This is a genomic window from Lapillicoccus sp., assembly GCF_025353065.1.
In the GTDB taxonomy this organism is placed as follows: Bacteria; Actinomycetota; Actinomycetes; order Actinomycetales; family Dermatophilaceae; genus Lapillicoccus.
The window spans coordinates 1-6199 of record NZ_JANXRJ010000139.1; the positions used below are offsets into that span (position 1 = coordinate 1).

The 6199-nt window shown below is 71.1% G+C and carries 6 protein-coding genes and 1 pseudogene; all 7 read right to left on the bottom strand.

Features of this window, described 5'->3' with window-relative positions:
• Positions 1 to 274: pseudogene (locus Q0R63_RS11095) on the bottom strand (DNA-binding protein); the annotation flags it as partial.
• A gap of 248 nt (positions 275 to 522) precedes the next feature.
• Complete coding sequence (locus tag Q0R63_RS11100) at positions 523 to 1926, bottom strand: DivIVA domain-containing protein (protein ID WP_295697214.1); 1404 nt, start codon at positions 1924 to 1926, stop codon at positions 523 to 525.
• A gap of 145 nt (positions 1927 to 2071) precedes the next feature.
• Positions 2072 to 2353, bottom strand: coding sequence for a YggT family protein (locus Q0R63_RS11105; RefSeq protein ID WP_295697216.1), 282 nt, complete (start codon positions 2351 to 2353; stop codon positions 2072 to 2074).
• 149 nt (positions 2354 to 2502) lie between these two features.
• Positions 2503 to 2994 carry a cell division protein SepF gene (gene sepF, locus Q0R63_RS11110; protein ID WP_295697218.1) on the bottom strand — a complete coding sequence of 164 codons (492 nt, stop codon included), beginning with the start codon at positions 2992 to 2994 and terminating at the stop codon, positions 2503 to 2505.
• A 92-nt stretch (positions 2995 to 3086) separates the two neighbouring features.
• Positions 3087 to 3932: a YggS family pyridoxal phosphate-dependent enzyme gene (locus Q0R63_RS11115; RefSeq protein WP_366521109.1), complete on the bottom strand. Its 846-nt coding sequence runs from the start codon at positions 3930 to 3932 to the stop codon at positions 3087 to 3089.
• The gene (gene pgeF / locus Q0R63_RS11120; protein ID WP_295697224.1) at positions 3929 to 4630 is read right to left on the bottom strand and encodes a peptidoglycan editing factor PgeF; all 702 of its coding nucleotides are present in this window, start codon (positions 4628 to 4630) and stop codon (positions 3929 to 3931) included. The genes Q0R63_RS11115 and pgeF overlap by 4 nt, the downstream gene beginning before the upstream one ends.
• A 262-nt stretch (positions 4631 to 4892) precedes the next feature.
• Positions 4893 to 6128 carry a cell division protein FtsZ gene (gene ftsZ, locus Q0R63_RS11125; protein WP_295697220.1) on the bottom strand — a complete coding sequence of 412 codons (1236 nt, stop codon included), beginning with the start codon at positions 6126 to 6128 and terminating at the stop codon, positions 4893 to 4895.
• Positions 6129 to 6199 lie beyond the last annotated feature (71 nt).

The following is a 6199-nucleotide window of genomic DNA, read 5'->3' on the forward strand; positions in this document are numbered from 1 at the left end:
TCGCCGGAGCCGCCGCCGCCTTCTTCGCCGGAGCCGCCGCCGCCTTCTTCGCCGGAGCCGCCGCCGCCTTCTTGATGGGTGTGGACGATGCCTTCTTCGCTGGAGACGACGTGCTGGCGGGGGCAGCCGCGGCCTTCTTCACCGGGACAGCTGTCGCCTTCTTCACCGCACCCGTCGTCTTCGCCGCTGTCGTGGTCCGGCCCGGCGCGGCCTTCTTCGCCGCCGCGGTGGTCGGGGCGCTCTTCTTCGCGGCCATGCTGGAGGCCTCTCTCACAGGGGGGTCGTTCTGGACAAAACGGGGCTCGACAAGTGGGCCTGAGGATAAGGCCCTGATCAGGCGCCCACCAAACCGGCTCACCGCGACGCGGGCCGCCGTTTCGAACGCCCCACGCACAGCGTCACTCCAGGGGGCACCGACCGCGGACGCGCCGACGGGGCCCGCGCCAACCGGCTCAGGCCCCGTCAGGAGAGGTGTGCGGGCTTCCCCTGACCCGCCGTTCAGTCGATCCGCGGGTCAGCGGATCAGGACTGACCCTCGCCGCCCTTTCCCTGCTTCTCCGTCTTCTCGCTCTCGACGCCCGTCGTGTCGAGCTCCGCCAGCTGGCCCTGGAGGTAGGACTTCAGCTGCGACCGGTAGTTGCGCTCGAACCCGCGGAGCTCGTCGATCTGCTTCTGGAGCCTGCCCTTCTCGCCCTCGAGCTCGGCCAGCACCGCCGCCTTGCGCTGCTGGGCCTCGGCGACCATACCCGTCGAACGCTCACGTCCCTCGGTGATGAGCTGCTCGTGCTTGCTCGTCGCCTCGGACACGAGCTGGTCGTGCTGCTGCTGAGCCGTGGAGATCAGCTCGTCGTGACGGGCCTGTGCAGTGGAGAGCAGCTCGTCGTGCTGACTCTGGCCGGTGCCGATCAGTTCGTCGTGTCGCGCCTGCGCCGATCCCACGAGCTCGTCGTGCTTCGACTGAGCGGTGGAGACGAGCTCGTCGTGACGACGCTGTCCCTCGGCGACCAGCTCGGTGCGCTTTGCCTCACCCTGGCCGACGTGCTCGTCGTGCAGGCGCTGGGCGAGCTCGATGAGGGCGGCGGCACTGCTGCCCCCGGCCGCACCCCCGGCGGCGACCGCGCGCATCACCCCGGTGTTGGTGCTGCCCTCGTCCTGCGCCGCGGGCGCAGCCGCAGCCGTGGCGGCCACCTGCTGCTCGGCGGCGGTCGCACGCTGCTGCGCCTCCTCGAGCGCCTGCTGCAGCTGTGCACTCTGCTGCTGCGCCTGGGCGGCCTCGGCGCGGGCGGCCTCCAGCTGCTGCTGCAGCTCGCCGCTCGCCTGCTCGCCCGCCTGGCCGGCCCGGTCGGCCTCCTGCTGGGCCGCGGCCAGCTCCTGCTCCGCGGCAGTGGCCGTCTGCTGGGCAGCGGCCAGCTGCTGCTCGAGCTCGGTGATCCGTGCGTCGGCAGCCTGCTTCGCCTCCGTCGCGGACCGTGCGGTGCCCTCGGCGGCGTCGAGCCGCTCCTGGACCGACTTGTCGACCGCCCCCTGGCGGTCTCGCAGCGCGATCTCGGCGTTCGCGACGTCGGCCTGGACCTTGGTCAGACGACTGGTGAGCTCCTGCTCCTGGGCCTGCGCCGCCGCGACCTTGGCCTGGATCTCGGCGAGGCGCTTCTGCTCGGCCTCGCTGGCGCGGGCATCGACGGGCATCGCGATGGCCTGCGTGGCTCCGCTGTCCTGCACCGATGCAGCGTCATGGACGGGCGTCAGCCCCCGGCCGGCGCGGCAGTCGTTGAGCTGCTGCTTGAAGTCATCGCGCTGCGCGACCACCGTGCGCATCTCGGCGACGATCTCGTCGAGGAAGTCGTCGACGTCTCGCTCGTCGTAGCCCTTGCGGAACTGGGTGGTCTGGAAATGCTTGTTGAGGATCTGTTCGGGCGTCAGCGCCATGAGTTACACCTCGTTAGGGGGGGACCGGTTCGGGGGCCACGTTAGCGAAAGGGATGCACGCGTCCAACATGGAGGGTCCGGGCACGGTGACGGAGCGTGACGAGCGGGGGGACCGCCGGCGCCCACAGCACCCCGGTCACCCACGTCACGCGATGGAGATGTTCATCAGGACGGAGGTCACGATCATGAGGACGAGGAACGCGAAGTCGATCCGCATGCCTCCGATGTTGAGCGCCGGGATGACCTTGCGGAGGGCTCGCAGCGGCGGGTCGGTCACGGAGTAGACCGCCTCCGCCAGCACGAGCACCAGCCCCTTGGGCCGCCAGTCGCGGGAGAGGACCTGCACCCAGTCGAGGATGAGTCGACCGATGAGGGCAAGGAAGAAGAAGAAGATGACGATGCGGACGATCGACCACGCGAGACCCATGACCACAGTGTCACCGATGGCGCTGTGGAAAACGAATGAGGCACCCGTGGCGTCCGACGACCGTCGCCGTCGTGGTCACCCCCTCCACCAGAGCCGGCCGGACGTCCTGATCGGCGCGGGTGGACAGGTCAGCTCTGAATGAAAGAATCTTAGCTCTGGTTGAAGAATCCTCGGGGCTGGCGCGGTGGCTCCGCTTCCTCCGAGGTCACCTCGACGTGCGAGGGCGAGAGGAGGAAGACCTTGGACGTCACCCGCTCGATGTCGCCGTGGAGACCGAAGATCAGTCCGGCCGCGAAGTCGACGAGGCGCTTCGCGTCGCTGTCGTCCATGTCCGTGAGGTTCATGATGACCGGCGTGCCCTCGCGGAACGCCTCACCGATGTTCTTGGCCTCGTTGTAGGTGCGCGGATGGATCGTCGTGATCCGGGTCAGCGCGCCGACCTCCGTGTCACGAACCACCCGGGCCACAGGCGTGTGCCGCTGCGGCAGGTGGGTCACCTCGGCGCCTCGTTCGTCCGGACGCTCGCGGTTGCTTCGCTCCTCGCGCCGCTCGGTCTCCTCGGCATACCCCTCGTCGTCGTAGCGGTCGTCCTCCTCGGCGAGCCCGATGTAGACCATCGCCTTGCGCAGTGCCCCAGCCATGGTGAGCTTCCTTTGCCGTCGTTCGATGCGTCGCGTGACCGGGGGTGACGCTCCCGTGCCGACCCGCGGTGGACCCGCTGTCTCGAGCGACATTAGCGAAGGGTGGGGCGGGAGCCGAGGATTGCCGTGCCGACACGCAGGTGTGTCGCTCCGTGGCGGATCGCCGCCTCGAGGTCCCCGCTCATGCCGGCCGACACCCAGGTCGCGTCCGGATGACGCTCCCGTATGCCGCGTGCCACCTCCGCGAGGCGGCCGAAGGCGACGTCGGGGTCGGCGTCCCGGGGGGCGACGGCCATCACCCCGGCGAGATCGAGGTGCGGGCACTCGGCGACGGCGTCGGCGAGGCCCTCGGCGTCATCGGGACGGACGCCCGCTCGCCCGCCGTCCGCATCGTCCTCCCGCTCGTCCCCGTCGAACGCCACCTGGACGAGCACACCCACCGACTTCCCTGCTGTGCCCGCCGCCCGGTCGAGGGCGGCGACGAGCTTGGGCCGGTCGGCCGCGTGCACGACGTCAGCCCAGCCGACTACTGCCGCCGCCTTGTTGGTCTGCACCTGACCGATGAAGTGAGTCGTGACGAACATGTCCTCCCCGCAACCGGCGCGGCGATGCCGCGCGATGAGCTCGTCGTCCGCGAACTTCTCGGTCGCCTCCTGGGCCCGGCTCTCCCCCACGTCACGCACGCCGAGAGCCAGGAGATGGGCGACGTCGGACGGGGGGAAGAACTTCGTCACGACGATGAGCCGGACCTCGTCACGCGATCGCCCGGCGTCCGCGCAGGCGCGGCTGATGCGCTCCTCGACCGCGGCGAGGTTGCGAGCCAGCTCGTCCCGGCGAGCCACCCCGGCGTCCGGGGCGTCCGGGGCGTCCGGGGCGTCCGGGGCGTCCGGCGCGTCCGGCGCGTCCGAGGAGTCAGGGGGACCGGGGATGTCGGTCACGACACCCTCCCCGGCAGCAGCCGGACGACGCCGGCGAAACGCCCGGTAACACCGTCCCGCCGGTAGGAGTAGAGCCGCGGGTCCTCTCGGGCGCACCCGGCCACCCAGGTGACCTCGACCCCGGCGTCCGTGAGCTGGTCGACGACGCCCGCCGCGACGTCGATGGCCGGGGTCCCGGTCCACGACACGGTCGCCGACACGGGACTGACGGCGGCTGCCGCGGCCCGCATCTCTGCGGGGACCTCGAAGCAGCGGCCGCACACGGATGGGCCGACGGCCGCACTGATCTGCTGGGCGCCGAGGTCTCGCATCGCCGAAACCGCTTCTGCGACAATGCCGTTCATCATCCCCGGCCGACCGGCGTGCACGGCGCCGACGACGCCGGCGGCCGTGTCCGCGAGGAGGACCGGCACGCAGTCGGCGACCAGCACCGCCAGGGCGAGGTCGCTCCGGCGGGTGACGATCCCGTCCGCCGGCGGGGCGGCACCCACCCACGGTCCGTCGACGGCGACGACGCTGCTGCCGTGGCACTGGTCCATGAACAGGAGGTGGTCGTCCTCGACACCCAGGGCGGCCGCCACCGACGCCCGGTTGCGCCGCACGTGCTCCGGACGGTCACCGGCGCTCCCGCCGAGATTCATTCCCTCCCAAGCGTATTCGCTCACGCCACCCTCGCGGGTGGTGAAGGCCCGGAGCACCCCGTGAGCACCGTCCACGACGGGGAGACGCTCGTCGATCCAGTGGAAGACGGGAGCGGTGGTCGGAGAGGCGGTGGTCGGCTCGGCGGTCCTCGAGGTGATCACGTACCGAAGGTACGACATCCGACCGGCCACCTCGGCCGGGCCGTCACGCGAGCTGCCGGTCAGGGGGCACCACGGCGGGGTCCCGCTGCGATGCGGACACGACAGAGCCCGGGAGGACAGGTCCTCACGGGCTCCGGCCGCTGTCCGGTGTCCCGACCTACTTGAGGAAGTCCGGCACGTCGAGGTCGTCGCCGTCATCGAACGTCACCGATCGAGGTGGCGTCTGGGTCGGCTGGACCGACGGGCTGGGCTGGCTGGCCGGGCTCGCAGGGGCCGGGCTCGGCGCGGGGACGCTCGGCGTGAACGTCGGCGACGTGGACGCCCCGCCGGACGGGGTGGCCGACTCGTGCCGTGGCGCTGGGGACGGGGCTGCGGCCGGGGCAGCGGTCGCGGGCCGGCCCCCGCTCTGGATCGTGCCGAGGGCACCCTCGTTGCGCTTGACCGGGCCGCCGCCGTCGAAACCCGCTGCGATGACGGTGACGCGGACCTCGTCGCCGAGGGCGTCGTCGATGACCGCGCCGAAGATGATGTTGGCCTCCGGGTGGGCGGCCTCCTGGACGAGTCGGGCGGCCTCGTTGATCTCGAACAGGCCGAGGTCGGAGCCACCCGAGATCGAGAGGAGCACCCCGTGGGCGCCGTCGATGCTCGCCTCGAGCAGGGGGGAGGAGATGGCGAGCTCGGCCGCCTGCACCGCACGGTCGTCGCCGCGGGCCGAGCCGATCCCCATCAGCGCCGAGCCGGCGCCCTGCATGACGGACTTGACGTCGGCGAAGTCGAGATTGATCAACCCCGGGGTGGTGATGAGGTCGGTAATGCCCTGGACGCCGGACAACAGCACCTGGTCGGCCGAACGGAAGGCGTCCATCATCGAGACGTTGCGGTCGCTGATCGACAGCAGCCGATCGTTGGGGATGACGATGAGGGTGTCGACCTCTTCGCGCAGCTGCGCGATGCCGGTCTCGGCCTGGTTGGCGCGGCGACGTCCCTCGAACGTGAACGGCCGGGTCACGACGCCGATGGTCAGGGCCCCGAGACCCCGCGCGATCTTCGCGACGACCGGAGCGCCTCCGGTGCCGGTGCCGCCGCCCTCGCCCGCGGTGACGAAGACCATGTCGGCCCCCTTGAGGACCTCCTCGATCTCCTCGGTGTGGTCCTCCGCCGCACGCTTGCCGACCTCGGGGTCGGCGCCCGCGCCGAGCCCGCGGGTGAGCTCGCGGCCGACGTCGAGCTTGACGTCGGCATCACTCATCAGCAGCGCCTGGGCGTCGGTGTTGATGGCGATGAACTCGACACCCTTCAGGCCCACCTCGATCATCCGGTTCACGGCGTTGACGCCACCGCCGCCGATGCCGACCACCTTGATGACGGCGAGGTAGTTCTGGGGGGCAGCCACGGTCCTGGGGGCCTCTCGTTCACGTCGGTGTCGCGGGCATCCGGTCGCGGCACACGGACGCGCCCGGGAGG